Origin of the sequence: Streptomyces sp. NPDC020422, from assembly GCF_044386705.1 — a bacterium.
Taxonomy (GTDB): Bacteria; Actinomycetota; Actinomycetes; order Streptomycetales; family Streptomycetaceae; genus Streptomyces.
This window is the reverse complement of sequence record NZ_JBIRVJ010000010.1, coordinates 243,782-269,801: the sequence shown is the minus strand read 5'-3', so window position 1 is coordinate 269,801 and position 26,020 is coordinate 243,782. Positions and strand designations below refer to the sequence as shown.

19 protein-coding genes and 1 tRNA gene are annotated in these 26,020 nt (G+C 72.8%); 10 read left to right on the top strand and 10 right to left on the bottom strand.

Translation table 11 applies throughout. The features are described 5' to 3' along the window. Nucleotides 1-58: 58 nt before the first annotated feature. Both ACH414_RS27440 and ACH414_RS27435 read right to left on the bottom strand, forming a co-directional pair. The gene (locus ACH414_RS27440; protein ID WP_382542040.1) at nt 59-751 is read right to left on the bottom strand and encodes an HNH endonuclease family protein; all 693 of its coding nucleotides are present in this window, start codon (nt 749-751) and stop codon (nt 59-61) included. A gap of 24 nt (nt 752-775) precedes the next feature. Continuing rightward, complete coding sequence (locus ACH414_RS27435) at nt 776-1,615, bottom strand: hypothetical protein (RefSeq protein ID WP_398943794.1); 840 nt, start codon at nt 1,613-1,615, stop codon at nt 776-778. 257 nt (nt 1,616-1,872) lie between these two features. Between ACH414_RS27435 and ACH414_RS27430 the strand changes: the two genes are divergently transcribed. After that, complete coding sequence (locus ACH414_RS27430; RefSeq protein ID WP_382542037.1) at nt 1,873-2,454, top strand: TetR/AcrR family transcriptional regulator; 582 nt, start codon at nt 1,873-1,875, stop codon at nt 2,452-2,454. Between the two features lie 73 nt (nt 2,455-2,527). Beyond that, a complete protein-coding gene (locus ACH414_RS27425; protein WP_398943744.1) occupies nt 2,528-3,835 on the top strand; it encodes an SGNH/GDSL hydrolase family protein in 1,308 nt (435 codons plus the stop codon). Between the two features lie 154 nt (nt 3,836-3,989). Here the strand turns inward: ACH414_RS27425 and mfd are convergent, their stop codons facing one another. The 3 genes from mfd to ACH414_RS27410 form a co-directional block, all read right to left on the bottom strand. Beyond that, entirely contained in the window at nt 3,990-7,544 is a 3,555-nt protein-coding gene (gene mfd / locus ACH414_RS27420) for a transcription-repair coupling factor (RefSeq protein WP_382542031.1), read from the bottom strand. A 151-nt stretch (nt 7,545-7,695) separates the two neighbouring features. After that, nucleotides 7,696-10,269 (bottom strand): ABC transporter permease, encoded by a 2,574-nt coding sequence (locus ACH414_RS27415; RefSeq protein ID WP_382542029.1) that lies wholly within the window; start codon nt 10,267-10,269, stop codon nt 7,696-7,698. Then, complete coding sequence (locus ACH414_RS27410) at nt 10,266-11,054, bottom strand: ABC transporter ATP-binding protein (protein WP_382542026.1); 789 nt, start codon at nt 11,052-11,054, stop codon at nt 10,266-10,268. The genes ACH414_RS27415 and ACH414_RS27410 overlap by 4 nt, the downstream gene beginning before the upstream one ends. A gap of 195 nt (nt 11,055-11,249) precedes the next feature. Between ACH414_RS27410 and ACH414_RS27405 the strand changes: the two genes are divergently transcribed. Then, entirely contained in the window at nt 11,250-12,905 is a 1,656-nt protein-coding gene (locus ACH414_RS27405; protein WP_386566252.1) for an MFS transporter, read from the top strand. A gap of 68 nt (nt 12,906-12,973) precedes the next feature. Here the strand turns inward: ACH414_RS27405 and ACH414_RS27400 are convergent, their stop codons facing one another. From ACH414_RS27400 to ACH414_RS27385, 4 genes are all read right to left on the bottom strand, one after another. Next, nucleotides 12,974-13,870: a class I SAM-dependent methyltransferase gene (locus tag ACH414_RS27400; protein ID WP_382542021.1), complete on the bottom strand. Its 897-nt coding sequence runs from the start codon at nt 13,868-13,870 to the stop codon at nt 12,974-12,976. Nucleotides 13,871-13,951: 81 nt separating this feature from the next. After that, the gene (locus ACH414_RS27395; protein ID WP_398943740.1) at nt 13,952-14,917 is read right to left on the bottom strand and encodes a cellulose-binding protein; all 966 of its coding nucleotides are present in this window, start codon (nt 14,915-14,917) and stop codon (nt 13,952-13,954) included. 122 nt (nt 14,918-15,039) lie between these two features. Next, a complete protein-coding gene (locus ACH414_RS27390) occupies nt 15,040-17,631 on the bottom strand; it encodes an SUKH-4 family immunity protein (RefSeq protein ID WP_398943738.1) in 2,592 nt (863 codons plus the stop codon). A gap of 7 nt (nt 17,632-17,638) precedes the next feature. Continuing rightward, nucleotides 17,639-18,625, bottom strand: a complete 987-nt coding sequence (locus ACH414_RS27385; protein WP_382542014.1) for an HNH endonuclease — start codon at nt 18,623-18,625, stop codon at nt 17,639-17,641. 264 nt (nt 18,626-18,889) lie between these two features. Here ACH414_RS27385 and ACH414_RS27380 point away from each other — a divergent pair, with 264 nt between their 5' ends. After that, on the top strand, nt 18,890-19,402 hold the full coding sequence (locus tag ACH414_RS27380) for a YwqJ-related putative deaminase (protein ID WP_386566243.1): 513 nt from the start codon (nt 18,890-18,892) through the stop codon (nt 19,400-19,402). Nucleotides 19,403-19,436: 34 nt separating this feature from the next. Continuing rightward, nucleotides 19,437-19,928: an SUKH-3 domain-containing protein gene (locus ACH414_RS27375; protein ID WP_382542009.1), complete on the top strand. Its 492-nt coding sequence runs from the start codon at nt 19,437-19,439 to the stop codon at nt 19,926-19,928. On the opposite strand, the gene ACH414_RS27370 is transcribed toward ACH414_RS27375, so the two are convergent. After that, entirely contained in the window at nt 19,929-21,275 is a 1,347-nt protein-coding gene (locus tag ACH414_RS27370) for a sensor histidine kinase (protein WP_382542007.1), read from the bottom strand. It lies immediately after the preceding gene. Between the two features lie 153 nt (nt 21,276-21,428). On the opposite strand from ACH414_RS27370, the gene ACH414_RS27365 reads away from it, so the two are divergent. The 5 genes from ACH414_RS27365 to ACH414_RS27345 all read left to right on the top strand — a co-directional run bounded on the left by ACH414_RS27365 (nt 21,429) and on the right by ACH414_RS27345 (nt 25,989). After that, nucleotides 21,429-22,301 carry a hypothetical protein gene (locus ACH414_RS27365; RefSeq protein ID WP_398943735.1) on the top strand — a complete coding sequence of 291 codons (873 nt, stop codon included), beginning with the start codon at nt 21,429-21,431 and terminating at the stop codon, nt 22,299-22,301. Nucleotides 22,302-22,312: 11 nt separating this feature from the next. Further along, a tRNA-Gln gene (locus tag ACH414_RS27360) sits at nt 22,313-22,383 on the top strand. Between the two features lie 109 nt (nt 22,384-22,492). Further along, nucleotides 22,493-23,941, top strand: coding sequence for a bifunctional UDP-N-acetylglucosamine diphosphorylase/glucosamine-1-phosphate N-acetyltransferase GlmU (glmU, locus tag ACH414_RS27355; RefSeq protein ID WP_386566239.1), 1,449 nt, complete (start codon nt 22,493-22,495; stop codon nt 23,939-23,941). Between the two features lie 121 nt (nt 23,942-24,062). After that, the gene (locus tag ACH414_RS27350; protein ID WP_382541999.1) at nt 24,063-25,037 is read left to right on the top strand and encodes a ribose-phosphate diphosphokinase; all 975 of its coding nucleotides are present in this window, start codon (nt 24,063-24,065) and stop codon (nt 25,035-25,037) included. A gap of 358 nt (nt 25,038-25,395) precedes the next feature. Beyond that, on the top strand, nt 25,396-25,989 hold the full coding sequence (locus tag ACH414_RS27345) for a 50S ribosomal protein L25/general stress protein Ctc (protein WP_382541996.1): 594 nt from the start codon (nt 25,396-25,398) through the stop codon (nt 25,987-25,989). The last annotated feature ends 31 nt before the right edge of the window (nt 25,990-26,020 follow it).

The following is a 26,020-nucleotide window of genomic DNA, read 5'->3' as shown; positions in this document are numbered from 1 at the left end:
CCGGAGATGCTAACCACCCCTCCCACCAGGGAAGAAACGTTTTTCTCCGGCCTCGCCCCTACGGCAGCCGCTGCTCCGGGCACTTCGCCAGCACCCGCTTCATCGCTTCCCGCTCCCCCGGCGTCACCCACACCCCGTACTTCCTCTTCACCGCGACCTGCCGGGCCACGTAGGTGCACCGGTACGCCTTGTTGGGCGGCAGCCAGGTCGCCGCGTCGCCGTCGGACTTGCGGCGGTTGGTCGCCGAGTCGACCGCGAGCAGATTGAGCGGATCGTTCGCGAACCGCAGCCTGGTGCCGGCGTCCCACTTCTGCGCGCCCTTCTGCCAGGCGTCGGAGAGGGCCACGACGTGGTCGATGTCGACCTTGCTGCGACCGCGCACATAGGCGAGGGAACCGCCGGTGTACGGGTCGTTCGCGAGCGTCCCGGAGGCGACCTTGCACCGGCCGTCGGTGAAGCGCACTCCGGTGAGGTCGCGCCGGAGTATGTCGTCACGGGTGCCGCAGCCGTTGCCGTCCACATCGGCCCAGGCGCGCCCGAACCTCGCCCGCTCGTATCCGGTCCTGGGCGCACGCCCCTTCACGGTGAGCCCGTCCACGGCGGCGAGCGCGGTGCCTCCCCCGGCCGGCTTCGGGGGCGCGCCGCCGCCGCCGGACGCGTCGCTTCCGGCGAGCGGCGCGCAGGCGGCGTTGGCGAGCAGGGCGAGGACGGCGAAGGCCGAGGCGAAGAGGGTCTTTTGGTACGTCAGCACCGGAAGATCCTATTTGATACCTCTTTAGATCCTGCCGATTCCCAGCGTGTTCTCCGCGGGCAGCAGACCGGAGCCGATGACCGCGAGCCACGGCCCGCCGAGCAGTTCGGAGAGGCGGGCGGTGGACTGCGGACCGAGGGCGGCCCAGGGGGCGGCGGCCAGTTCGTCCGTGCGGCGCTCGACCTCGGCGCGCAGGGCGCGCCCGGCCTCGGTGGCGGCGCCGTCGGCGCCGAGGAGGCCACGGGCGGCGAGGCGTCGACGGGCGGCGGACCACTCCGCCCCGGTCCAGCCGCGGCTCGCGAAGGTGGTCTCGGCGGCGGCACCGACGGCGGCGAAGGAGACCAGCGCCTCGGCCGGGTCGAGACCGGCGGCCAGGAGCGCGGCGAGGTGCCCGTCGCCGCGGTGCTCGCGCAGGATCGTGGCGGCCTGCCACAGGACGAGGTGCGGGGCGCCGGGCCAGGGCAGCTCGGCGTTGGCGGCGGCCAGCGGGCGACCCGCGGTCCCGGCGGCCTCCGCGGCACGGCGGGCGAGGGCGGCGGCCTCGGCGAGCTCGGGGCCGTCGACCACGGCCTCGCCCAGGACGGCCCGGTAGGTCAGGTCGACGGCGCGGAGCCGGGCCGCCAGGACCTCGGCGGGGGTGGCGACGCCCCAGACGGCGGGGACGTACCGGGCGACCATGTCGGGCGCGAAGCTGTAGAAGGCGGAGGTCACCCGGGCGCTCCCGGCGGACCCGAGGGGAGCGGCGCGCCAGGCGAAGTAGGCGGGCCACCGCTCGTCCACGCGGTAGCCGAGGGCGGCGGCCTGGCCGAAGGCCTCGGGGGCGTAGTAGAGCACGGCGTGCAGGGGTTCGAGCAGGTGCCACATCTGGCGCACGCGGGCGGGCTCGACCTCGCTCCGGCCCCCGGCCTCGGCCCGGCTGCCGACCTCGGCCTGACTTCCGGCCTCGACCTGACTCCCGGCCTCGACCTGACTTCCGGCCTCGACCTGGCTCCCGCTACGGGTCTGGGGCTGTGCGGTCATGACGTCTCCCGTCCACTGCGTCCACACACCATCTTGTCACCGACTAGATTCCTCCCGCCCCTCGAACTTGTCAATGCCTAGATTCCGCGTACGCTGCTGCCATGACCACCCGGCGCACCTACCACCACGGCGATCTGCGGCAGGCCGTGCTCACCGCCGCCCTCGACGTGATCGGCGGCGAGGGCCCCGCCGCGCTCAGCCTGCGCGACCTCGCCCGCCGCGCGGGCGTCTCGCACGCGGCCCCCGCCCACCACTTCAAGGACCGCACGGGCCTGCTCACCGCGATCGCCGCCCAGGGCTACGACCTCCTCGCCGAAGCCCTCGCCGACGCCCCCGACCTGCGGGAGCGCGGGGTGCGGTACGTGCGGTTCGCCGTCGCCCACCCGGCCCATTTCCAGGTCATGTTCCAGCCCGACCTGCACCGCGCCGACGACCCGGAGCTGCTCGCCGCGAAGGAGCGGGCCGCCGCCGAGCTGCGCGCCGGTGTCGGCGCGCTGCCGGCCACCACCGACGCCCCCCGCGACACCGGCGTCGCCGCCTGGTCGCTGGCCCACGGCTTCGCGACCCTGCTCCTCACCCACAACCTCGACGCCGCGCTCGGCGGCCGGGACCCGGGCGAGGCGTTCCGCGGACTCACCGGACTGCTCGGTTCCGCTCAACTCGGCTCCGGCACACAGGAATAGCCCGAGTCGATCAAGACTTGTCCCTGGTCGTGCGCACACGAAAGACCACGGCACACGACAACGGGCGGAACACATGAAGACCACCAGCACCCTCCGGCGCGCAGGCATCGCCCTGCTGGCCGCGACCATCCTCACCGCGCTGCCCACCACCGGCGCGTCCGCCGCCACGGCCGCCACGGCCGCCACCGCCGGCACCGCCGCAGCGCCGAGCCGCGGCGGCGACACCGGCTGGCGCGGCGCCTGGGCCGCCTCCCCGCAGCCGGCCACGGCGCCCTTCGCGCCCAACTGGTCCACGGCCGGCTTCGACGACCAGACCGTCCGCCAGACCGTACGGGTCACCGCGGGCGGCACCCGGGCCCGCATCGAGCTGACCAACCGTTACGGCAGCACCCCGCTCCGGATCACCGGCGCGACCGTCGCCCGCACCGCCGAGGGCGGCGCCGTGCGGCCCGGCACGGTCCGCGCGCTCACCTTCGGCGGGCACGGCTCGGTCACCGTCCCGGCCGGCGGGACCCTGCTGAGCGACGGCGTGCCGTTCCGTACCGGCGCCCTGGAGTCCGTCACCGTCACCCTGTACCTGGCGGGCCCGACCGGCCCCGCCACCTTCCACCACCTCGCCGGCGCCACCAGCTACCGGGCCGCCGGCGACCACCGTGCCGACGTGGCAGGTACGGCGTTCACCGAGACCAGCTCGTCCTGGTACTACCTCTCCGGCGTCGAGGTCTCCGGCGGCCCGCACACGGTCCGCCGCGACGGCATCGTCGCCTTCGGCGACTCCATCACCGACGGCGTCGGCGCCACCCCGGACGCCGACGCCCGCTACCCCGACGAGCTCGCCGAACGCCTCGCCGCGGCCGGCTCCCCGCGGGCCGTCCTCAACCACGGCATCGGCGGCAACGAGGTCACCAACGACGTGGCCTGGGCCGGCGAGAAGGGCATCTCCCGCTTCGAGAAGGACGTGCTCACGGAGAAGGGCGTGGGCACGGTCATCCTCCTGGAAGGCCTCAACGACATCGGCGGCAGCGGACCGTCCTTCCCCGGCGGCCCGACCCCCGAGGTCTCCGTCGAGCGCCTCATCGCGGGCCACCGCACGCTGATCCGCCAGGCGCACGCCCACGGCCTCAAGGTGATCGGCGCGACCCTGACCCCGGTCAAGGGCTCCGCCTACTTCACCCCCGGGAACGAGGCCAAGCGCGAGGCGTTCAACGCCTGGGTGCGCACCTCGGGCGCGTACGACGGGATCGTCGACTTCGAGCGCGCGGTCGCCGACCCGACCGACCCGGACCGGCTCCTCCCCGCCTACGACTCCGGCGACCACCTCCACCCGGACGACGCGGGCTACCGCGCGATGGCGCAGGCGCTGGACCTGGACGCCCTGTAGGACCGGGACCCCGTCCCCGTTCCGGCTCATGCCGCCGGAACGGGGACGGGCCCAGGCGCGCCCCGGGGGCAGCCAAGGCGCGACCCGGGGACGGCCACGGCGCGGGGACGGCCCGGGCGCGGCCCTGGGGGCCCGGGCGCGGCCCCGGGGGTGGTCAGGAACCCAGGATCTCCGCCAGGAACTCCCCGGTCCACGCCAGCAGTTCGCGTCCCACCACCGGCTTCCCGCCGATCTTCCCGGTCGTCGGGCGCGGCACGAGGATCTGGTGGACCGCCGGCTTGATGACCGTGCGCGGGTAGAGGCGCTTGAGGCGCAGCTCCTGGGACTCGCGCAACTCCACAGGCGCGAAGCGGATGTTGGGACCCTGGAGGACGATCTCGCCGACCCCGCAGGCGCGGGCGAGCATGCGCAGCCCGGCGACCAGGAGGAGGTTCTCGACCGGCTCGGGCAGCTTGCCGTAGCGGTCGGTGAGCTCCTCGCGCACGGCCTTGATGTCCTCCTCCGAGTTGGCGGAGGCGATGGACCGGTAGGCCTGGAGGCGCAGTCGCTCGCCCGGCGCGTAGTCGTGCGGCATGTGGGCGTCGACCGGGAGCTCGATCTTGACCTCCAGCGGGGCCTCTTCCTCCTCGCCGCCCTCCATCTGCGCCCGGTAGTCGGCGACGGCCTCGCCGACCATGCGGACGTACAGGTCGAAGCCGACGCCCGCGATGTGGCCGGACTGCTCCCCGCCGAGCAGGTTGCCCGCGCCGCGGATCTCCAGGTCCTTCATCGCCACGTACATGCCCGCGCCCATCTCGGTGTGCTGGGCGATCGTGGCGAGCCGCTCGTGGGCGGTCTCCGTCAGGGGCTTCTCCGGCGGGTAGAGGAAGTAGGCGTAGCCGCGCTCGCGGCCACGGCCGACGCGGCCGCGCAGCTGGTGCAGCTGGGAGAGGCCGAAGTTGTCGCCGCGCTCGACGATCAGGGTGTTGGCGTTGGAGATGTCGATGCCGGACTCGACGATCGTCGTCGAGACGAGGACGTCGAACTTCTTCTCCCAGAAGTCGACGACGACCTGCTCCAGGGCCTGCTCCGACATCTGGCCGTGGGCCGTCGCGATCCGCGCCTCGGGGACGATCTCGCGCAGCCGGGCGGCGGCCCGGTCGATGGACTCGACGCGGTTGTGGATGTAGAAGACCTGGCCCTCGCGCAGCAGTTCGCGGCGGATGGCCGCGCCGATCTGCTTCTCCTCGTACGGGCCGACGAAGGTGAGGACCGGGTGCCGCTCCTCCGGCGGGGTGGTGATCGTCGACATCTCGCGGATGCCGGTGACCGCCATCTCCAGCGTACGGGGGATGGGGGTCGCCGACATCGTCAGGACGTCGACGTTGGCCCGCAGCTTCTTCAGCTGCTCCTTGTGCTCGACGCCGAAGCGCTGCTCCTCGTCGACGATGACCAGGCCCAGGTCCTTGAACTTCGTCTCGGAGGAGAACAGGCGGTGGGTGCCGATGACGACGTCGACGGAGCCGTCCTTGAGCCCCTCCATCGTCGCCTTCGACTCGGCGTCGGTCTGGAAGCGGGACAGGGCGCGGACGTTGACGGGGAACTGTCCGTACCGCTCGGAGAAGGTGCCGAAGTGCTGCTGCACGAGCAGGGTGGTCGGGACGAGGACGGCGACCTGCTTGCCGTCCTGGACGGCCTTGAAGGCGGCGCGGACGGCGATCTCCGTCTTGCCGTAGCCGACGTCGCCGCAGATCAGGCGGTCCATGGGGACGGTCTTCTCCATGTCCTCCTTCACCTCGGCGATGGTGGACAGCTGGTCGGGCGTCTCCGCGTACGGGAAGGCGTCCTCCAGCTCCCGCTGCCAGGGGGTGTCGGGGCCGAAGGCGTGACCGGGGGCGGCCATCCGGGCCGAGTACAGCTTGATGAGGTCGGCGGCGATCTCCTTGACCGCCTTCTTCGCCCGGGCCTTGGTCTTGGTCCAGTCGGCGCCGCCGAGGCGGTGCAGGGTCGGGGCCTCGCCGCCCACGTACTTGGTGACCTGCTCCAGCTGGTCGGTGGGGATGTAGAGGCGGTCGCCGGGCTGGCCGCGCTTGGCGGGCGCGTACTCGACGAGGAGGTACTCGCGGGTGGCGCCCTGCACGGTCCGCTGGACCATCTCGATGTAGCGGCCGACGCCGTGCTGCTCGTGGACGATGTAGTCGCCGACCTCCAGGGTCAGCGGGTCGATCGTCTTGCGCCGCTTGGCGGGCATCCGCTGCCCGTCCTTGCCGGCGGCCTTCTGCCCGGACAGGTCGGTCTCGGTGAGGACGGCGAGCTTGAGCGCCGGGTCGACGAAGCCGTAGTCGATGGAGCCGCAGGCGACGTGGACGACGGACGGGGTGATCTCCGTCAGGTCGCCGTCCAGGCGGGCGGCGATGCCCTCGTTGCCGAGGACCTCGACGGTGCGGGAGGCGGGGCCGTGGGCCTCCGTCACGTACACCGTGCGCCAGCCGTCGGCCAGCCAGCCCTTGGTGTCGGCGAGCGCCTTGGCGGTGTCGCCGCGGTAGCTCTCCGGGGCGTGCATGCCGAGCTTGAGCTCCGCCGGCCCGCCGGCTGACGACAGCGTCGCGTCGACGGTCTCGTCGGCGGCGAACGGGGACACCGACCACCACATCATGTCCAGCTCGCGGGCCCGGTCGCGGACGTCGGCGATCCCCCACAGGGAGGCCGCGCCGACGTCGATCGGGGCCTCGCCGCCCCCGGCCGTCGCCGCCCACGACGCCTGCAGGAACTCCTGGCTCGTCGCCACCAGGTCGGCGGCCCGGGTCCGCACCCGCTCGGGGTCGCAGACGACGGCCATCGAGCCCTTGGGGAGGACGTCGAGCAGCAGCTCCATGTCGTCGACGAGGACGGGCGCGAGGGACTCCATGCCCTCCACGGCGATCCCCTCGGCGATCTTGTTGAGCAGCTCGCCGAGCTCGGGGTGCTGCTCCGCGAGGGCGGCGGCCCGCTCCCGTACGTCATCGGTCAGCAGCAGCTCGCGGCAGGGCGGGGCCCACAGGCCGTGCTCGGCGACTTCGAGGGAGCGCTGGTCGGCGACCTTGAAGTAGCGGATCTCCTCGACGTCGTCGCCCCAGAACTCGATGCGGAGCGGGTGCTCCTCGGTGGGCGGGAAGACGTCCAGGATGCCGCCGCGCACGGCGAACTCGCCACGCTTCTCGACGAGCTCGACCCGGGAGTACGCGGCGGCCGCGAGGCCCTCGACGACCTCGTTCAGATCGGCCGTCTGGCCGCTTCTGAGCGCCACGGGCTCCAGGTCCCCCAGGCCCTTGACCTGCGGCTGGAGCACGGAGCGGATGGGGGCGACGACGACGCTGACGGGCCCCGCGGCGGGGTCGTCCGCGCGCGGGTGGGCGAGCCTGCGCAGCACGGCGAGGCGGCGGCCGACGGTGTCGGAGCGGGGCGAGAGGCGCTCGTGCGGGAGGGTCTCCCAGGACGGGTACTCGACGACCGTGTCCGGGTCGAGGAGCGAGCGCAGCGCGGCGGCCAGGTCCTCGGCCTCCCGCCCGGTGGCGGTGACCGCGAGCACCGTGCGCCCGGCCTCCCGGGCGAGCGCGGCGACGACGAAGGGGCGGGCGGCGGGCGGGCCGACGAGGTCGACGTGGGGACGATGGGCGTCCGTGGCGGCCTTGACCGCTTCGGCGAGGGCCGCGTCTCGGACGACGACGTCAAGCAGACCGTGCAGGCTCATGGGGCTTCCATCCCGACAGTGGGCAACGCGAACCGCCCGACACGTCGCACGGGCCGGGGGTTCCCAGCGTACGACGCCCCACCGACAGCCGCCGCCGAACCGGGCCGTCAGAGGGCCGGTGCGGCGGCGGCCGCGGGGTGCGGCGGGCCCCCTACTCCGTCGCGATCGCGTTCAGGACGTTCATCCGCCCGGCCCGGAAGGCCGGCACCAGGGCCGCGAAGAGGCCCACGAAGGCCGAGCCGACGAAGACGGCGACGATCGTCGGCCAGGGGATCTCCAGGACGGTGAGACCCTCCAGGGCGAGGAGCTTCTGGGCGGCGGTGCCCCAGGTCATGCCGAGGGCGAGGCCCAGGAGGGCGCCGAAGAGGGCGATGACGACCGACTCCAGGCGGATCATGCGGCGCAGCTGGCGGCGGGAGAGTCCGATGGCCCGCATGAGGCCGATCTCCCGGGTGCGCTCCACGACCGAGAGGGCGAGGGTGTTCACCACGCCGAGGACGGCGACGATGATCGCGAGGGCGAGCAGCCCGTACACGATGTTGAGCAGCTGGCCCACCTGGTCCTGGAGCTGCTTCTTGTAGTCGGCCTGATCGGCGACCTTGTACTGCGGGTAGGGCGCGAGGGCCTTCTTGAGCGCCTCGTACGCGGCCGTCTCCTGGCCGTCCTTGGCCGTGGCGAAGACGATCACGCTCTTGGGCATCCGCTCGTCCGCGAGGTGGCGGGCCGCGGTCGTGATGTTCGTGTACATCACGCCCTTGTCGATGTTGTTGTCGTCGGAGGTGATCGCGGCGACCTTCAGCCGGGCCCGCTCGCCGCCCTTGAAGGCGACCGTGAGCGTGTCGCCCACCTTCACCCCGTGCTCGGCGGCGTAGAGGCTGCCCACGGACATCGCGCCGGGTCCGTACGCCTCGGACAGCGTGCCCGCCGTGGTGTCGCGGCGCACGTCCTTCGCGTACGTCGGGTCCGCGGCGACCAGGCCGGTCTCCTTCGCCTTGCCGTGCGGGTCGGTGACGACCGCCTCGACCCACTTGTACTCGGTGACGTGGTCCAGGCCGGGCGCCTTCTCCACGGCCGCCTGGGCCTGCGGCACGACGGGCTGCCCGTTGGCGGACTGGACGATGAAGTCGGCGCCGACGGACCGGTCGAGCTCCTCCGTGGCGGAGGCGACCATCGACGAGCCGACCACGGACAGGCAGGCGACGAGCGCGAGGCCGATCATCAGGGCCGCGCCGGTGGCGCCGGTGCGGCGCGGGTTGCGCAGGGCGTTGCGTTCGGCCATGCGGCCGACCGGGCCGAAGACCCGCAGGACGACGACGCCGAGGGCGCGGACCACCCCGCCCGACAGCAGCGGGCCGATCACGACGAAGCCGAGCAGGGACAGGACGACGCCGAGGCCGAGCCAGAGCGAGCCCGCGCCGGCCTTCTCGGCCTGGGTCGCGGTCCACAGCGCGCCACCGCCGGCGGCGGTGAGCAGCAGGCCGAGCACCGCGCGTACCGCACCGGCCTTGGCGTCGGCGGGCGTGCCGGCGTCGCGCAGGGCGGCCATCGGGGAGACCTTCGAGGCCCGGCGGGCGGGGACGAAGGCGGCGAGGAGGGTGACGACGACCCCGAGGGCGAGCCCGACGACGGGCGTGGTCCAGCGGACGGTGAGGTCCTCGGTGGACAGCTCCATGCCCATGGAGGCCATGAGCTTCATCAGGCCGACGGCGAGGCCCACCCCGGCGGCCACGCCCGCGACCGAGCCGACGACGCCGAGGAGCAGCGCCTCGACGAGGACGGAGCGGTTGATCTGGCGGCGGCTGGAGCCGATGGCCCGCATGAGGCCGATCTCGCGGGTGCGCTGGGCGACCAGCATGGAGAACGTGTTGACGATGAGGAAGATGCCGACGAGGAAGGCGATCCCGGCGAAGCCGAGCATCGCGTACTTCATGACGTCGAGGAAGCCGGCGACGTCCTCGCGGCCCGCGTCGGCGGCCTCGGCGGCGGTCCGCAGCGTGTAGCCGGAGCCGACGGCGGACGCGATCCGCGCCTTCAGCGCCTCGTCGCTGACCCCGGGCGCCGCGTCGGCGGTGATCTGGGTGAACACGCCCGGCTTGCCGAGGAGTTCGCGCTGGGCGGTGGCGGTGTCGAAGTAGACGAGGGTGGCGCCGGGGTTGGTGACCCTGAAGTCGACGATGCCGGAGATCCGCGCGGTGAAGTCGCCGGTGACGGCGATGGTGCGCAGCTCGTCACCGATCTTCAGGTGGTGCTTCTCGGCGGTGCCGCCGTCGACCATCACCTCGGTGGGGCCGCGCGGCTCGTGGCCGGAGCTGATCTCGACCGAACGCAGCTCGTTCGGGGACCAGTTGCCCGCGATGGTCGGGGCGCCGGAGGTGGGTCCGACGTTCTCGTTGCGGGAGTCGACGACGGTGACCGACATGGAGACGACGCCGCCCTGCACGTTGCGGGCGCCGTCGACGCCCCGCACCCGCTCGACGAGGGCGGCGGGCAGGGTCGCGGGGCGCCCGTTCTGCGGGATCTCGTCGTTCTCGGCGGCGTCCTTCGGGCTGACGCTGACGTCGGAGGCGGTGGAGGCGAAGAGCTTGTCGAAGGTGGTGTTCATGGTGTCGCTGAACACCAGGGTGCCGCAGACGAAGGCGACGGAGAGCAGGACGGCGACGGCTGAGAGCGCCATGCGGCCCTTGTGCGCGAGGAAGCTGCGCAGGGAGGTCTTGAGGACGGTCATGACGTCCGCCCGCGCGCGTCGAAGTCCTTCATGCGGTCGAGTACGGCCTCCGCGGTGGGCCGGTGCATCTCGTCGACGATGCGCCCGTCGGCGAGGTAGAGGACCCGGTCCGCGTAGGACGCGGCGACGGGGTCGTGGGTGACCATGACGATGGTCTGGCCCAGCTCGTCGACCGACTGGCGCAGGAAGCCGAGGACTTCGGCGCCGGCCCGGGAGTCGAGGTTTCCGGTCGGCTCGTCGCCGAAGACGATCTCGGGCCGGGCGGCGAGCGCGCGGGCCACGGCGACGCGCTGCTGCTGGCCGCCGGAGAGCTGGGTGGGGCGGTGCCTGAGGCGCTCGCCGAGACCGACCGTGTCGACGACCCGGCGCAGCCACTCCTGGTCGGGCTTGCGGCCGGCGATGTCCATCGGCAGCGTGATGTTCTCCAGCGCGTTGAGCGTGGGGAGCAGGTTGAAGGCCTGGAAGACGAACCCGATGCGGTCGCGCCGCAGCCGGGTCAGCTTCTTGTCCTTCAGGCCGGTGATCTCGGTCTCGTCGAGGAAGATCCGTCCGCTGGTGACGGTGTCGAGGCCGGCGAGGCAGTGCATCAGCGTGGACTTGCCGGAGCCCGAGGGGCCCATGATCGCGGTGAACGCGCCGCGGGCGATGTCCACGTCGACGTGGTCCAGCGCGACGACCCGGGTCTCCCCCGTGCCGTACGCCTTGACGACCTGTCGCGCCCGCGCGGCGACGGCCGTCCTCCCACCCGTACCCCCGTGCGTGGGGGCGGTCACAGCCGAAGTCACGGTATGTCTCCCATGTTCTCTACGCCTTGGATGCGCGCTACGTCTTGGTGTGCCGTTGCGTAAGACCAAGCTAAGGACGGACGGCGCGCGGCTCGTCCTCCGCCGGGACGAGCGGTCCCTGGGCTGTATGGGGGAGGGACCCCTAGGGGTTCTCCATCGAAGGATCGAGTGAGAGGGTGGCCCGGGCGCACTTAGATGTACGAAGCATCCGGCTGGTTGGGGAGAGGGGCGGGTCCGGTGTCCGAGGCGACCACGAGGAAGACCGCACCGCCCCCGGCGGGCACCACCCGGCGCGGGCCCGTCGTCGCGGCGCTGATGCTGGGCATGGCGCTCGCCGCGCTCGACGGCACGGTGGTGTCCACCGCCGTCCCGCAGATCGTCGGCGACCTCGGCGGCCTGTCCGTCTTCTCCTGGCTGTTCTCCGGCTATCTCCTCGCCGTGACGGTCACCCTGCCGGTGTACGGGAAGCTCAGCGACACCTTCGGACGCAAGCCCGTCCTGATCGCGGGCATCGTCCTCTTCCTGACCGGCTCCGTGCTGTGCGCGTCCGCCTGGGACATGGGCTCGCTCATCGCCTTCCGCGTCGTCCAGGGGCTGGGCGGCGGCGCCCTGCAGGGCACGGTCCAGACGATCGCCGCCGACCTCTACCCGCTGAAGGAGCGCCCCCGGATCCAGGCCCGGCTCTCCTCCGTGTGGGCCACGGCCGCGGTGGCCGGCCCGGCGGCGGGCGGGCTGCTCGCCGGATACGCGGACTGGCGCTGGATCTTCCTGGTCAACCTGCCGGTCGGAGCGGCGGCGTTGTGGCTGATCGCCCGCTATCTGGTGGAGCCGGGCCGACCCCTAGGGGACGCAGCGGGAGCCGGGCCGGGACGCGAAGCCGGCGGCGGCGCGAAGCCCGCCCGGCCGCGGCTCTCCGTCGACTGGGCCGGCGCGCTCGCCATCTTCGCCACCGGCACCCTGCTCCTGACCGCGCTCGTCCAGGGCGGGGTCGCCTGGCCGTGGTTCTCGGCCCCCTCGCTCGGCCTGTTCGGCGGAGCCGCGGCACTCGCCGCGCTCACCGTCCTCATCGAACGCCGGGCCGCCGAACCGATCATCCCCGGCTGGGTCTGGCGCCGCCGCACGATAGCCGCCGTCAACCTGGCACTCGGCGCCCTGGGCCTGCTGATGGTCGCGCCGACCGTCTTCCTGCCCACCTACGCCCAGGCCGTCCTCGGCCTCGGCCCGATCGCCGCCGGCTTCGTGCTCTCCGCGATGACGCTGAGCTGGCCCGTCACCGCCGCCTTCGCCAACCGGGTCTACACCCGCATCGGCTTCCGCCAGACCGCCGTCCTCGGCATGACCGGGGCCCTGCTGGTCCTGCTCGCGTTCCCCCTGCTGCCCTTCCCCGGCGAACCCTGGCAGCCCGCCCTGCTGATGCTGCTGCTCGGCGGGGCCCTCGGCTTCTTCCAGCTGCCGCTGATCGTCGGCGTCCAGTCGACCGTCCCGTACGAGGAGCGCGGGACGACCACCGCCTCCGTGCTCTTCGTCCGCCAGGTCGGGCAGAGCGTCGGCGCCGCCCTGTTCGGCGCCGTCGCCAACGGGGTGCTCGCCGCCCGCCTCGGCGACGCGGGCGGCGACCTCGACGGCCTGGTCAAGGCGCTGGAGACGCCCGGCTCCAGCGCCGGGCAGACCGCCGACCACCTGCGCCGGGCGGTCGACGCCGCCGTCGACTACGTCTATCTGGGCGCGGCCTGCGCGGCCGCCCTCGCCCTGGTCGTGCTGCTCACCCTCGCCCCGCGCCGCTTCCCCGTCCTCACCGAGCACCAGGGCGAGACCGACGAGGCCGCCGGGACCGCCCCGGCCGCGAGCTGAGCACCAGCGGCAGGACGGCAGCGGGACGCGGGCCTGGTGACCGGCCACCGCTACCGGCGCGAGGGGTACTACCGGGCGAGCGGGCCGGGCCGCGCGCTCCTGGAGGGGACCGGCGCCTCGACGGTCGCCACCAGCAACTCCTCGGCGCTGGACGGCCGCAGACCGTCCGGCCGGCCCGCGAAGTAGCGCTCGGCGAGCTCCCCGGCCGACACGTGCCGGGCCTGTGTGAAGCCCGTCCCGCGGGCCAGCTCCAGCATCTCCCGCGGGGAGTAGAGGCTGCGGAAGGGCGTCCCCGCGGCCTGGGCGGCGCGCTGTGTCGCGGCGAGCGCCGGGCGCTCCTCGGCCGCGACGAGGTCGAGCGGGAGCATGAACGTCGCCGCCAGCGTGGACCCCGGAGCGAGCTTCGCGACCCGGCCCAGCGTGGCCGCGGCCGCCTCCCGCGTGAGGTACATCAGCACCCCCGTGGACGCCACGACCGCGGGCCGCTCCGGGTCGAACCCGGCCGCCACGAGCCGCTCCCACCAGGACCGGCCCTCCTCGAAGTCCACCGGCACCAGCGACAGCCAGTCGGGCACGCCGTAGCCGAGCTCGTCCAGGCGCCGCCGCTTCCAGGCCTGGGTGTCCGGCCGGTCCACCTCGAACACCCGCAGCCCGGCCGCGACCTCGGGCCTGCGCTGGGCGAAGGTGTCCAGGCCGGCGCCGAGGACGACGTACTGGGCGACTCCCTGCGCGGCCCGCTCCACCACCAGGTCCTCGATGAACCGGGCCCGGGCCACGATGGACGCCCGCATCCGGCTCGTACGCCCCGGGTCCATGTCCGGGCGGCCGGTCCAGCCCTCGCCGGGGGCGGCGAGGCGGAGCCCGACCTCGTCCGCGAGGACGTGCGGCGCCGGGTCGACCCGGACGTGCAGGGCCCGCCAGAGGGCGGTGCGGAGGGCGGTGGCGTCGACCTTGTTCGTATCCATGCCGACCACGCTAGGGAGGGGGAAGGCGGGCGCGCTTCTTCGGAATTGCGCAGTGCGGTCCGTCCGGCCGTCGCCCCGCGTCTACGCGTCGGCCGACCCTTCGGCCGTCCCTTCCGACGTTCCGTCGGCCGTCCCTTCCGCCGTTCCGTGGGCCGTCCCGTCCGCCGCCCCGTCCGCCTCCCGCCGAGGCGGCTCGACGCGCCCGGTCAGGGCCGCGAGCGAGGAGCGGATGTGCTCCATGTGGGAGTGGATCTCGTCGCGGGCCTCCTCGTGCTCGCGCAGCACCCGCTCCGTCTCGCGCTCGATCCGCTCCTGCTTCAGCCGCGCCTCGGCGAGGATCTCCGCGGCCTTCGCCTCCGCGTCCTCCTGGCCGTGCCGCGCGGCCTCCCTGGTCTCGGCGAGCCCGCGCTGCGCCTCGGCGAGCCCGCCCTCGGCGTGCGCGACGAGCTCGGCGTGCCGGGCCTCGAGCTCGGCCACCCGCTCCGCCGCCGCCCGCTCGGCCTCCTCGTGACGCGCCTGGTGCTCCTCGCGCTGCGCGGTGCGGAGCGCCTCGGCCTCGCGCCGGGTCTCCTCGAAGGCGGCGCGCGCCTCGGCCCGGGTCTTGTCGGCGTCGCGCTGCGCCGAGGTCCGTATCGCGTCGGCCTGGAGCCCGGCCTCCCTGACGGTCGCCCGGGCCGCCGAGTCCGCCGCGGCGCGCACGCCCTCCGCGTACGCCTTGGCCGCCGCGGCCGCCTCCTCGGCGGCCGCCTCCGCCGCCCCGGCGAGCTCCTGCGCCTCCGCTTCGGCGGCCCGGACCAGGGCCTCGTCCTCGGCCTCGGCGAGCTCCAGGATGCGGCGGGCGCGCTCGCTGAGGTTGTCGTAGCGCTGCGGGGCGAGCGCGGCGACGGCCTCGCGGAGCCGGGCGGCCTCCTCCTCCATCTCCTTGGCGAGGACGGTCAGACGCGCCGCGCGCTCCCACGCGCCGTCGCGCTCCTCGGAGAGCGCGGCCAGGTAGCGGTCGACCTGCTCGGGGCGGTAACCGCGACCCCGTCCGACGACGAAACTCATCCCTGACGCCCCTTCGACTCCCTTATGTCCAACAAACATCAAGGATGCGGCATCAGAACGGACAAAAGACGCTCGACGTGAGTACACATCGAGCGCCTTTCGTCACATCGTGCGCACGGCCGCTACAGGAGGCCGTCCCACATCTGCTCCAGGAGCACGGACCACCAGTTCTCCGGCGACGACAGCGCGGCCGGGTCCAGCATCGCCAACTGGGCCTGGAAGTCGGTCGTCCAGCGGCCCGCCTGCTCCGGGTTGAGCCCGAAGCGCAGCCGCCACATCCGCCCGAGCAGCGCGAGGCAGCGGACGAACTCCGGCAGCCCCGTGTTCACGAACTGCGGCGGCACCGACTGCCCGCCCGGACCGGCCTCCACCGGCACGGCGACGATGTGCGCCGTGCCGTACTGGACGCAGATCGCCCGGCCGAAGTCCGAACCGAGCACCAGGTACGAACCGGCGTCCGGCGCGGGCTGCACCTGGCGCTGCGCGGCGAGCTCCGCGAGCGTCGGCACCACCGGCACGGCCGGCTGCGCCCAGAAGAACGGGCCGAAGTCGGCCGGCAGACCCGCCCACACGAGCGTGACCGCCACCAGCTCCGGCACACCCTGCCGGGACACCGCGCGCTGGTCGAAGCGCAGGATGCCGGGACCGAACGCCCCGGCCAGCTCCTGCGCCACCCCGTCCGGCGGCAGCGGCGGCGCCGGCTGCACCTGCGGCAGCGGCGCCCGCACCGGCGCCGGGCGCGCCGGACCGTCCGCGACCTGGTGCAACTCGCCCTGGTGGGTGATCAGTTGCTGCATGCCCTGCTGCCGGCCGGCGTGATCACGCCCGTACGGAGCGATGTTGGTGATCCGCGCCTGCGGCCAGGTCTCCCGGATCATCCGCGCGCAGTAACCACCCGGCAGCTCACAGGACTCCAGCTCCGTGTGCAGCTCCAGCACCTGCTGCGGCGGCACGTTCATCGCCCGCAGCTCGTGCAGGATCTGCCACTCCGGGTGCGGGGTACCGGGCGCGGAGCGGCGGATGATCTGCTGCTCCGAACCGTCGGGCGCGCGGTAGCGCAGCACGGCCTGGTAGCCGGGACCCACGGTCGGCAGCCCCGTGGGACCGGGCTGCGGATACCCGTACGCCTGCGCCGGCGCGGGCGCGGGCGCGTTCATCGGCGCCGGGGCCGGGCCGGGCGGCGGGGGCGGCCCCGCGGGACCCGGCTGCGCCAGCATCGTCGCGGCATGCGCGATCCCACCGGGCGGCGTCCCGGGCACACCCGGAGGCGGAGGCGGAGGCGGCGGAGCACCCGGCCCACCCTGGTTCGGGTGCGCCAGCATCGTCGCCGCGTGCGCCACGCCACCCGGCGGCGTCCCGGGCACACCCGGAGGCGGAGGCGGAGGCGGCGGAGCACCCGGCCCACCCTGGTTCGGGTGCGCCAGCATCGTCGCCGCGTGGTGCACGGCCTGCGGCGGGGTCGCGCCGGGAGGCGCGGGAGGACCCGGAGGACCCGGAGGACCGGGAGGCGTGGGCGGGCCGGGCGGCGCGGGCGGCTGCACCCCGGGGCCCTCGGGCCCCAGCTGCGACACGAGCTGCGTCCGCACATAGCCACCGGGCGGCGGGGTGGACGCCTTGCTGGTCGCCGCATCCGCGATGTCCGAGGCACCGGGGGCACCCGGCACCTCGGGAGGGGCCGCGGGGGCAGGGGGAGCGGAGGGCGCCGGCCCCGCGGGCGCCCCGCCGGGGCCGCCCTGCGCGAACGTGCCGTCCGTGTTCAGTCGCGGGGCGATCGCGGTCGCCGGCAGCGCGCTGCCGCCCTTCATCAGCGCCGTCGGAGCGTCCGCTCCCACGACCGGCGCCGGGGTGTCGTCGTCGTCCGCACCGGAGAGCGGCGGCGCGAACACCGTCGCGGGCAGCGGCACGGCACCGTCGGCGCCCCCGGCACTCGCGTTCGCGTCCGCCCAAGGACTCGGCGCGCTCCGCGGGCCCTGCGCACCCGGCGCGACCGGCTCGGCCTCGGACCCGGACCCGGACCCGGGCAAGGACCCGGCCCCGGACAGAGGCTCCGCAGAAGGAGCGTCCGACGGAGCCGAAGCCCCGGGCACGGACACGACCTCCGGCTCGCCCTCGACGACCGGCACAGACACGGACTCCGCCACCGGCGCGGACACGGGCTCAGCCGCAACCACCGGCGCGGACACGGACTCAGCCGCAACCACCGGCGCGGGCAGGGGAACAGCCACCGGCTCCGGCGCAGGCGCCGACGGCACATCCGCATCCGCACCCGGCCCCGCCGACCCGCCCTCCGCCGACGCCCCCGCACTCGCCTGCGACGCGTTCGACTCCACCGGCGGCAGACCGATCTTGTCCGCCGCCTCCTGGAGCCACTCCGGCGGGCTCAGCAGGAACGACGTCTGGTTCAGGTCGACCCGGGCCGGCGCCTGCGGCGGAATCGCCGCCGCCGCCTCCGCGGAAGCGCCGTACTCCTCCTCGTAACGACGGATGACCTCAGCCACCGGAAGACCCGGCCACAACGTCGCCTCGCCGCTGTCACGCGCGATCACCAGCCGCTGCCGGCCCCCGTCCGGGGTCGGCGCCTCCTCACGGTCCTCGGCCCACACCACGAAGCCCAGCCCGAACTCCCGCACCCGCACCTCACGGTGCAGATACGCCGGCACATCGCCGTTGATCCACTCCTCGGCGCGCTCCTGCGCCTGCGCGAACGTCACCACAGCCAGTTCACTCCCCCACCGGGACCACGGGAACGGCGCGCGCGAAGCCGCCGTCCACCATCAGGTTCGCCACCGTCTCCAGCTCCGGCGGATTGCCCGCGAGCCGCTGGAGGAAAGCGTCGAAGTCCGCACCACAGGGCAGCAGCAGCCGCTCCACCCGCTCGTTCACCGTCCAGCCGTCACGATCCCGCGCGTCGTCATAGGCGCAGAACCACACCGAACCGACCGCCTCGCCCTTCACCTTCAGCGCGAGCAGACCGCCCTGCACGAAGGCCACACCCAGGTAGTCCTTCGTCAGATGGTCACGCAGACACTTGTTGACGTACACCAGGTCATTGACCCCCGCCTCCTCACGGACCGTGAAGAACGGCTGGTCCACCAGCAGACCCAGCTCCGCGTCCAGCGCCGCACCCACCGGCGCACAACCGCCCGCCGCCTTCAGGAACGACCGGTACGCACCCGGCAGCCGATAGCCGAGATCCTCCTCGACACCCTGCAGCTGCTGCTCCGACACCGGCATCGCCCGCTTCGGCAGCCCGAAGTGCGCCGGCCGGGTCTCCTGCAACGGACGCGTACCACGCTTCGCCTGATCCACCGCGGCCGTCGTCACACCACCGTGATGCCGCAGCAACGCCTTCACCTCGACCGGAACCAGCTCCAGACGCCGCGAGTGCGCCACGTGGTGCCAGGTCCAGCCGTGCGGCGTCGCCACCGCCGGAATCGTGTCCCACAGCTCGTGCCCCGTCGCGGCCAGCGCCGCGTTCGCCGACACATAGTCCGTCAGGCGCAGTTCGTCGACGCCGAAACCCTCCGGCGGATCGGCGATCTCCGCCGCCGCCCGCGCGTACGGCGAGAAATCCGGGTAGCCGCGCTCGTCCACCCGCACCCCTCGGGGATGCCGGGAGGCCCGGACCGGATCCGGGAAGTGCACGACCTGCCCGGCGTACGCCGCGTTCGGCGGCGCGGTGTCCTGGCCGAGCCGACCTGTCGTCATGGCGGTTGCCCCCTGTGACTGCTGCCGGCTGCTGCCAGGCTGCTGCTGGTTGGTCCGCACAGCCTAAGCGCTGCCGCCCGACCACGACCCGGCCCGATGCGCCCACCCCGCCCATCGTGACCCCGTGTCACGACGGCATGACAGGACCGCCATGATTCCGACACACCGAAAGCACGTTTCCGCGCCCCAGCTTCCACATCCGGCACCGCGTTTGGCAGGCTGTTCCCGCAACTCGGGGGATTGCAGGAGGGGAAGAACAGCACCATGCAAGCAAGCACCACACCGGCACCAGCACCCACACAGGGTGACCCACGCCTCAGTTGGGGCAGCGACGCCGACCACCAGCGCGCCCCGTTACTGCGACACCGCCGCGACGGAATCCTGCCCGCCGTCGGCGCGGCCCTCTCCGTCCGCGGCGAGACCCTCACCTGCACCGCCGCCCGCGGCGACCAGGCGCCCGCCCTCCACCCACTCGTCCAGGACTTCCTCGACACCCTCACGAGCGGCCAGCGCGAACGCTTCACCGGACGCTGCCCGGAAGCCATCCTGCTCTCCCGGCACCTCACCGCCACCGAAAGCGCCCGCTCCAAGCGCGCCCAACGCAAACCGCTCACCCAGAGCGAGGCCCGCCGCTCCCTCAAACACGCCAAGCTCACCGCACGGCGCATCCGCGAGGACGGCGACCCGCTGCACGGCAGCTACGCGACACCCTGCCGCTCCTGTACGGCGATGCTCGCCCACTTCGGAGTCCGCACCGTCGACCCGACCGCCACCTGAGCCGGCCCACGCCCAGAACGGCTGAACCACACCCATGCCCGACCTGAACAGCACCCGATTCCCGGTCAACGTCGACGCCGCCCTGCGCGAGGCCGGCTGGCAGCCCGGCCGCTGGGACATCAAGCTCGCCGAAGAGTGGGCCGACACCCTGCGCGCCCACATCACACCCGCCGGACACCGGCACAGCGTCTTCCCCGCCGCCGTCGAGGCCTGGGCCGAATTCGGCGGCCTGCGCGTCACCGCCCCCGGCCCCGGCCGCCAGATAGCCCCCGCCGCCATCCGCTTCGACCCGCTCGCCGGCATCCACCTCGCCCGCACCCTCGGCGACCTCGGCCGCGCCCTCGACACCGAACTGGCACCACTCGGGGAAGAAGGCGAACACCGGGCGGTCCTGGCCATGGACATCGAAGGACGCGTCTACAGCATCGACCACACCGGCGACTGGTACCTGGGCCGGGACATCGACGCCGCCCTCGCCACCCTCATCACCGGAACGCAGCCGACGCGACTGGTGGCAGCGCCGTAGCTAGGCCGCCGGCTCCCCCGCCACCGGCCCCACGGCCACCGGCAGCACCGCACTCACCCGGAAACCACCCGCGTCCGTCGGCCCCGACACGAACACCCCGCCCAGACCCGACACCCGCTCCCGCATGCCGACCAGACCGTTCCCCCCGCTCGGCAGATGCGCGTCCGCGGCCGTCGCGTCCGACGGACCGTTCTCCACCTGCATCGCGACCTCCGCCGCCCGGTGCGCCAGACGCACCACGACCTTCGCACCCGCCGCATGCTTGTGGACGTTGGTCAACGCCTCCTGAACGACCCGATAAGCCGTCTGCTCCACCTCGGCCCCATACGCCCGCGGCTCCCCCGTCACCACCAGCTCCACCACGGCCCCCGCCTGCCGCGACTGCTCGACCAGATCCTCCAGAGCATCCAGACAAGGCCCGCCGTCCTCCGCCGCCGCCTCGGCGGCAGCCGCCGCCGCCCGCCCGACCGCGGCGAGCGGAAGAGCCGCCGACGCCGTCGGCACCTCCTCCCGCAGCACCCCCAGCATCTCCCGCAACTCCGTCAACGCCTGCCGACCCATGTCCCCCACCAGCGCCGCGTTCTTCACCGCCTTCTGCGGATCCTTCAACGCCACCGCCTGCAAAGCCGCCGCGTGCACCACCATCAGCGACACCCGGTGCGCCACCACGTCGTGCATCTCCCGCGCGATCCGCGTCCGCTCCTCCTGCCGCGCCCACTGCGCCCGCTGCTCCGCCCGGTCCGCGAGCAGCGACAACTCCTGCTCCAGGCTGTCGGCCCGCTCGCGCAAGGACTCCATGAGCCGGCGCCGGGCGCCTATGTAGAGGCCGAAGAGCACCGGCGGGGCGTTGAGCCCGAGCGTCATGAAGAGCGAGACGACCGGGACGTACCAGCCACTCGGATCGAAGTCCTGCTGATCCACATCGGCCTGCGCGACGTCCTCGCGGAGCCGGACCATCGTCACCACGTACACGGCGACCGTGGACATGCCGGCGAGCGCGGCGGTGAAACGCCGGGGCACCTCGGACGCGGCCAGCGAGTACAGGCCGACGATGCCCATCAGATAGCCCATCTCGGCGGGCGTGACGGCGATCGAGACGAGCACCACGGTGATCGGCCAGCGGCGCCGCACGAGCAGCACCGAACCCACGACCAGCCCGAACAGCACCCCCACGGGCACCGGCAACGACGCCTTCCCCGCGAAGCCGATCCCCTCCAGCCCGCACTCCAGCGCGGACACCACGGCGAGCGCCACGTCCAGCACGACACTGCGCCGTCTCCCCCACCACCACCACGAACGCGGCGCCCGCATGCCCGCCGCGTCCTGGTCTGCCCCCGTTGTGGTCATGCCTTCCACCCTACGGGCGAGGGCCAACGATTTTCCCACCTCCGCCCCACCCGGGAGCGCCGCCCGTCAACACGCGCGGACACCAGTCCCTCGAACTGTTGAACCGCCAGCGTTTTCGACCCGCCCGTCCGCATTCCGGACGACGCTCGTGCCATGACCTCCAGCACGAGCAAGTACACGGACTTCGAGAGCCTGCGCGATCGGGCGGTCGCGCTGCGCCGCGAGGGCCTCAGCCGCCGCCAGATCCGCGACCGCATCCACATCGACAACAACGACCTCCTCAACCGCCTGCTCGAAGGCGAACCCCCGCCGGACTGGACCCGCCGACCCAACGCCAAGGACGCTCTGCGGGCGCGGGCGCGGGAGCTGCGGCTCGAAGGCCGGACCTACGACCAGATCCAGCTGGAGCTCGGCTGCTCGAAGAGCTCGATCTCCCTGTGGGTGCGGGACCTGCCGAAGCCGGAGCGCGGGCGCAGCCGCGCGGAGGCGTCGGAGATCGCCCGCAAGGGCTGGGAAGCGACGCTGCGGGTCCGCGAGGAGGAGCGACAGCGGACCAAGGAGGCGGCCGCGCGCGCCGTCGGGTCCCTGTCCGACCGGGAGCTCTTCCTGGTCGGGGTGGCCCTGTACTGGGCCGAAGGCACGAAGGACAAGCCGTACGAGCGCCGCGAGCGGGTCACCTTCGTGAACAGCGACCCGGGCATGATCCGGACGTTCCTGGCCTGGCTCGATCTCATCGGTGTCGACCGGGCACGGCACACCTACCACCTGATGATCCATGAGAACGCGGACGTGCCCGCCGCCGAGCGCTACTGGGCCGATGTCACCGGCGCCGCCCCTGAGCGCTTCGGGAAGACGACGCTCAAGCGCCACGCACCCAAGACGACACGGAAGAACGTCGCGGACGCCTATCGGGGGTGCCTCGCCGTACGGGTCCGCGGAAGCGCCGAGCTGTACCGTCGCATCGAGGGCGCCTGGTGCGGCATAGTAGGGGCTGCCTCCACACTCGATCAGTCAAATCGGGCGTAGGGGACAGATAATCCCGGATCGTCTAAGGGCAGGACAAATGGTTTTGGTCCATTGAATGAGGGTTCGAATCCTTCTCCGGGAGCTCACACACGCGGGTCCCGACCTCACCGGTCGGGACCCGCGCTCGTTCCGCGCCCGGTACCCCCCGGTATCCTTCGGAAGTCCACCCACCAAAGCCGAAGGGCACACCCGTGAGCGCCAACCGCCCGGCCGCCGTCGTCGTCCTCGCAGCGGGTGAGGGCACCCGCATGAAGTCGAAGACCCCCAAGGTTCTGCACGAGATCGCCGGGCGTTCGCTCGTCGGGCATGTCGTCTCCGCCGCCCGTGAGCTGGAGCCCGAGGACCTGGTCGTGGTCGTCGGGCATGCGCGGGAGCAGGTCAGGGGACATCTGGACGCGCACTACGCGGGGACGCGGACCGCGGTGCAGGAGGAGCAGAACGGGACCGGGCACGCGGTGCGGATGGCGCTCGGCGAGCTCGGGCGGGCGCCCGAGGGGACCGTGGTCGTGGTCTGCGGCGACACTCCGCTGCTGTCCGGGGAGACGCTGCGGGCGCTCGCCGCGACGCACGCCGCCGACGGCAACGCCGTGACCGTGCTGACCGCCGAGGTGCCGGACGCGACCGGCTACGGGCGGATCGTGCGGGACGGGGCGAGCGGTGCCGTGACCGCGATCGTCGAGCACAAGGACGCCTCCGAGGCGCAGCGGGCGATCCGTGAGATCAACTCCGGGGTGTTCGCGTTCGACGGTGTGCTGCTCGCGGACGCGCTGGGCAAGGTGCGGACGGACAACAGCCAGGGCGAGGAGTACCTCACCGACGTGCTGTCGATCCTGCGTGAGGCGGGGCACCGGGTGGGTGCCTCGGTGGCGGTGGACCACCGGGAGATCCTGGGGATCAACAACCGGGTGCAGCTGGCGGAGGCTCGTGCGCTGCTGAATCAGCGGCTCGTGGAGCGGGCGATGCTGGCGGGTGTGACGGTGGTGGATCCGGCGTCGACGTTCGTGGATGTGACGGTGACGTTCGAGGCGGACGCGGTGGTGCTGCCGAACACGCTGCTGCTGGGTGCGACGCATGTGGGTGAGGACGCCGTGGTGGGTCCGAACACGCGGCTGACGGACACGACGGTGGCGCGTGGTGCGCGGGTGGACAACACGGTCGCGGATTCCGCCGTGGTGGGCGAGGGGGCGTCCGTGGGTCCGTTCGCCTATCTGCGTCCGGGGACGCGGCTGGGTGCGAAGGCGAAGGCCGGCACGTACGTCGAGATGAAGAACGCCGTGGTGGGCGAGGGCACGAAGGTCCCCCATCTGTCGTATGTGGGTGACGCGACGATCGGTGAGTACACGAACATCGGCGCGGCGAGTGTCTTCGTGAACTACGACGGCGAGTCGAAGCACCACACGACGATCGGCTCCCACTGCCGTACGGGTTCGGACAACATGTTTGTGGCACCCATCACGATCGGGGACGGGGCGTACACGGCCGCTGGCTCGGTGATCACGAAGGACGTGCCGCCGGGTTCGCTGGCCGTCGCCCGTGGCCAGCAGCGGAATATCGAGGGTTGGGTGGCCCGCAAGCGGCCGGGGAGTGCGGCCGCGCAGGCTGCTCAGTCCGCGGTGGAGAACTCCGTCGGCGAAAGCTGACCGGAAACGAGTACGTCGAACTCGGCGTACCGTGATACGTGCACACAAATTCGGCTGGCTCGCACACGCGCACGGGAGCGCGGGGATCCGCGGCCAGAGAAACCGTCGAGGAGACAGTGCTGTGACCGGGATCAAGACGACCGGCGAGAAGAAGCTGATGCTCTTCTCCGGCCGCGCCCACCCCGAGCTGGCCGAGGAGGTCGCACACCAGCTGGGTGTCGGCATCGTGCCGACCAAGGCTTTCGACTTCGCCAACGGTGAGATCTACGTCCGCTTCCAGGAGTCGGCGCGTGGCGCGGACTGCTTCCTGATCCAGAGCCACACGGCTCCGATCAACAAGTGGATCATGGAGCAGCTGATCATGATCGATGCTCTGAAGCGGGCTTCGGCCCGGAGCATCACCGTGATCATCCCGTCGTACGGCTATGCCCGTCAGGACAAGAAGCACCGTGGCCGCGAGCCGATCTCGGCCCGTCTGGTCGCGGATCTGCTGAAGACCGCGGGTGCGGACCGCATCCTGACGGTCGACCTGCACACGGACCAGATCCAGGGCTTCTTCGACGGTCCGGTGGACCACCTGTCGGCGCTGCCGGTCCTCGCGGACTACGTGGGTGCGAAGGTGGACCGCAAGAAGCTGACGATCGTGTCTCCGGACGCCGGTCGGGTGCGGGTCGCGGACCGCTGGTGCGACCGTCTGGACGCGCCGCTGGCGATCGTGCACAAGCGTCGTGACAAGGACGTCGCCAACCAGGTGACGGTCCACGAGGTCGTCGGTGACGTGAAGGGCCGTGTGTGTGTCCTGGTGGACGACATGGTCGACACGGCGGGCACGATCTGCGCGGCGGCGGACGCCCTGTTCGCGCACGGTGCGGAGGACGTCATCGTGACGGCGACGCACGGCATCCTGTCGGGGCCGGCCGCCGATCGTCTGAAGAACTCGAAGGTGAGCGAGTTCGTGTTCACGGACACGCTGCCGGACCCGAGCTCGCTGGAGCTGGACAAGATCACGGTGCTGTCGATCGCGCCGACGATCGCGCGTGCGGTGCGTGAGGTGTTCGAGGACGGTTCGGTGACGAGCCTCTTCGAGGAGCACTGAGCCGCCGTTCCGTTTAGGGCTTGAGTAGGGGCCGCTTCCCCGTGGGGAGCGGCCCTTACTCATGTCCTCGTGTACCCCGTGTCCCCGTGTCCGATCGCGACCGGCCGCCGTTCGGGTACTCCACGACGCCGGCCTCGTGGCGCAGGGTGGGCAGGGCCGGCGAAGGTGCTGGGGCTGACCGGGGGTGATCCATTTGGGCGGGCGGTGGGCTGCGGCTAGACTGTCGTGGTTGCTCGGCGAGGGAGGCCGGATCCTGTGGATTCCGGCGGTCCGTTATCGACGCGCTCTTCGTAGCAGGCCATCGCCAGTCGTGGCCGGGTGACAGTCGTCTTTCGTCACCACACTACGAGGAGTGCACATGTCCGAGGTCAAGCTCGCCGCTTCGATCCGCACCGAGTTCGGCAAGGGCGCCGCCCGCAAGATCCGCCGTGACGCCAAGGTTCCCGGTGTCCTCTACGGCCACGGCTCCGAGCCGGTTCACCTGACCCTCCCGGGCCACGAGCTGTCGATGGCGCTGCGTACCCCGAACGTCCTGCTCTCCCTGGACATCGAGGGCCGCAACGAGCTGGCGATCCCGAAGGCCGCCCAGCGTGACCCGCTGAAGGGCTTCCTGGAGCACGTCGACCTGCTTCTCGTGAAGCGCGGCGAGAAGGTCACCGTCGAGGTTCCGGTCACCGCCGAGGGCGAGCTGGCCGCCGGCGGCAACCTGCTCGAGCACGTTCTGAACACCCTCTCGGTCGAGGCCGAGGCCACCCACCTGCCCGAGGCCGTCACGGTCTCCGTCGAGGGCCTGGAGGCCGGCGCCTCCGTCCTGGCGCAGGACATCGCGCTGCCCAAGGGCGTCACCCTGGTGACCGAGGGCGACGCCGTCGTCCTGCAGGTCCTGGCCGCGCAGGCCGAGGAGCCGGCCGCCGAGGGCGAGACCGAGGCTGCCGAGGGCGCCGAGGCCTGAGCCGTAGGCTCTGCCTGACGTGACGGGGTGA